This window comes from Cobetia sp. (assembly GCF_983723665.1).
This window is the reverse complement of sequence record NZ_CFDJES010000145.1, coordinates 1-2,571: the sequence shown is the minus strand read 5'-3', so window position 1 is coordinate 2,571 and position 2,571 is coordinate 1. Positions and strand designations below refer to the sequence as shown.

3 protein-coding genes and 1 pseudogene are annotated in these 2,571 nt (G+C 62.4%); 1 reads left to right on the top strand and 3 read right to left on the bottom strand.

The window, feature by feature from the left end:
• A pseudogene (locus tag AC4FAH_RS12405) lies at window positions 1-407 on the top strand (hypothetical protein); the annotation flags it as partial.
• A 73-nt stretch (window positions 408-480) separates the two neighbouring features.
• Here the strand turns inward: AC4FAH_RS12405 and maiA are convergent.
• The 3 genes from maiA to AC4FAH_RS12390 all read right to left on the bottom strand — a co-directional run.
• Window positions 481-1,131: a maleylacetoacetate isomerase gene (gene maiA, locus AC4FAH_RS12400; RefSeq protein ID WP_287024689.1), complete on the bottom strand. Its 651-nt coding sequence runs from the start codon at window positions 1,129-1,131 to the stop codon at window positions 481-483.
• A gap of 145 nt (window positions 1,132-1,276) precedes the next feature.
• Window positions 1,277-2,296 (bottom strand): fumarylacetoacetate hydrolase family protein, encoded by a 1,020-nt coding sequence (locus AC4FAH_RS12395; RefSeq protein WP_490246119.1) that lies wholly within the window; start codon window positions 2,294-2,296, stop codon window positions 1,277-1,279.
• Window positions 2,297-2,405: 109 nt separating this feature from the next.
• On the bottom strand, window positions 2,406-2,571 hold a 166-nt coding region (locus AC4FAH_RS12390), incomplete at its 5' end, for a homogentisate 1,2-dioxygenase domain-containing protein (protein ID WP_490246123.1).

Here is a 2,571-nt window from a genome sequence, read left to right as displayed (position 1 = left end):
TGGTCTGCTTCGGCCTGCTGTGGCGCTTCAAGTCGGATGATCTGAACATGCGCTCCACCTGGCTGTGTTCACGCAATGACATCATCGCCAATGCCTCGGTCTTCGGGGCCGCGATACTGGTGGGCTGGACGGGCTCCCGCTGGCCGGATGTGCTGCTGGGGGCGGCGATTGCCGCACTCTTCCTGCAGTCCGCCTGGCAGGTGATTCGCGACGCGCGAGTAGAGCTTGGCGAGGCCAAGCAGGCCGAAAGCGCGCAAGCTGAGCATGAGCAAGACGCAAGCTCGCAAACCTCTGACGCTCCGCCATCATCCTGCGCCACCCGCAGTTGTTGCGCGCCATCCACGGCTGCCGTGGTGGTCGAGCAGACACCCGCCAGCGGCGACAGCTCCAGCAAGTGCTGTCGGTGAGACGATGACCCGAGACAAGAAAGCGCCCCGTCGAGACCGCCGGGGCGCTTTCTTGTCAGGATACCGACAATGATCAAGCCGCCGGACAATCTGGCTGACGCTCGGGGTGGGCCTGCTGGAAGGCTTCCAGTGACTGACAGGCCGCCTCGATGGCCAGAATCCTCGGGTAGTCCTTGAGTTCACACTCGAAGCGGCGCGCATTGTAGAGCTGGGGCATCAGGCAGGCATCCGCCATGCCCGGGCTATCTCCATAACAGAAACGTCCCGCACTTTCCGCCAGCATCACTTCCAGACGCGCGAAGCCCTCAGCGACCCAGTGTCGGTACCACTCAAGGCGCTGCTGCTGGGTGACCTCAAGCCGATCGGTCAGATAATTGAGAACGCGCGGATTGTTGAGCGGATGCATCTCACAGGCCATGAACTGGCACAGTGAGCGCACCTTCGCACGCGCTTCCGGCGCTGAGGGCAACAGCGCCGGGGTGGGCCAGCGCTCCTCCAGATATTCCATGATCGCGAGCGACTGGGTCAGGACCACCGGTGCGGGGGTATCTCCCACCATCAGGGTCGGCACCAGTCCCTGGGGGTTGATGGCCAGATAGTCCGCGCTGCGCTGTTCGCCCTTGAGCAGATTGACCGGCACCTGAGCGACCTCTATCCCCTTGAGCGCCAGCGCGATTCTTACCCGATAGCTGGTAGATGAACGGTAATAGCCATACAGGCTCATTGAACTCATGCTGCACTCCCCTGTGACGCGGTTGGATGCCGGCCGCCCCTTCGCACTACCTCGCACCCAGTTGGCTTGAGGCTTACCGGTACACGACGTCTTCCCGAGACATGTCTCTGAGAAGCTCTGCCTCTCGACGCCGCCATCAGGCGTCCAACTGCGTCACCTGCTGATCAATGGCGCCGAAGATGCTCTGGCCATCGCGATCGTACATCTCGATGCGGATGCGATCACCGAAACGCATGAAGGGCGTGCGAATCTCATCGAACAGGATCTTCTCGACCATGCGCACTTCGGCCAGACAGCTGTAGCCCACGCCCCCTTCGCTGATCGGTTTGCCGGGGCCGCCATCCTTGCCGGGATTGGACACGGTGCCTGAGCCGATGATCGCGCCGGCGCCCAGGGGGCGAGTCTTCGCGGCGTGCGCCACCAGCTGCGGGAAGCTGAAGATCATGTCTGGCCCGGACTCTGGCTCACCGAACTTCTCACCATTGAGATGCACGCTGAGCGGCAGATGCACGCGCCCCTGCTGCCAGGCATCCCCCAGCTCATCCGGCGTCACGGCGATGGGCGAGAAGCTTGACGACGGCTTGGCCTGGAAGAAGCCGAAGCCCTTGGCCAGTTCGCCAGGGATCAGCCCACGCAGACTTACATCATTGACCAGCATCAACAGGCGAATGTGGTCCTCGGCCTGCTCCGGACTGACGTGCATCGGCACATCATCGGTGATGACGGCGATCTCGCCTTCGAAATCGATGCCATGCTCCTCACTGACACACACGATATCGGCGCCGGGGGCCAGGAAGCTGTCGCTGCCGCCCTGATACATCAGCGGGTCATGCCAGAAGGTCTCGGGCATCTCGGCGCCACGCGCCTGACGCACCAACTGGACATGGTTCAGATACGCCGAGCCGTCTGCCCACTGATAACTGCGCGGCAGCGGGGAATGCAGCGCCTGGCTTTCCAGCGCAAAGGCGTCCGTCAGCGTGCCATCATTGAGCGCCGCGTAGCGTTGCTCGAGCCCGGGCGCCAGCGAGGCCCAGTCTTCCAGCAGCGCCTGCAGCGTCGTGGCGACATCCGCGACCTTGACGGCGCGGGTCAGGTCACGGGAGACCAGCAGCAGTGTTCCATCGCGGGAACCATCCTGGTAGGTAGCGAATTTCATGGGTGCCTCCTTGAAGAGCAACGTGAGCAATAATGCAGGAATTGCCTGGGGTCGGATGACGATGAACAGTCAAAGTTCATCGCTGATGCAGGGTGAATTAAGGAGTGAATCAAGGGGTGGATTGAGGAGTGGTGTGAGGCGTAAAGTGAGACGCGAGCCCCTGCCAGACCGAGCCGTAGTCGCGCTGCCGAGCGCTCGACGACAGGGCCTGTGGGGTGGACTGGAACAGATAGCGACTCTCGAACATGAAGGCGAGCGTATTGCCCTGATAGCGA

Bases quoted from the DNA above. Each gene is read 5' to 3' on its own strand.
- AC4FAH_RS12395 (WP_490246119.1), bottom strand. From the start codon at position 2,296: ATGAAATTCGCTACCTACCAGGATGGTTCCCGCGATGGAACACTGCTG.
- maiA (WP_287024689.1), bottom strand. From the start codon at position 1,131: ATGAGCCTGTATGGCTATTACCGTTCATCTACCAGCTATCGGGTAAGA.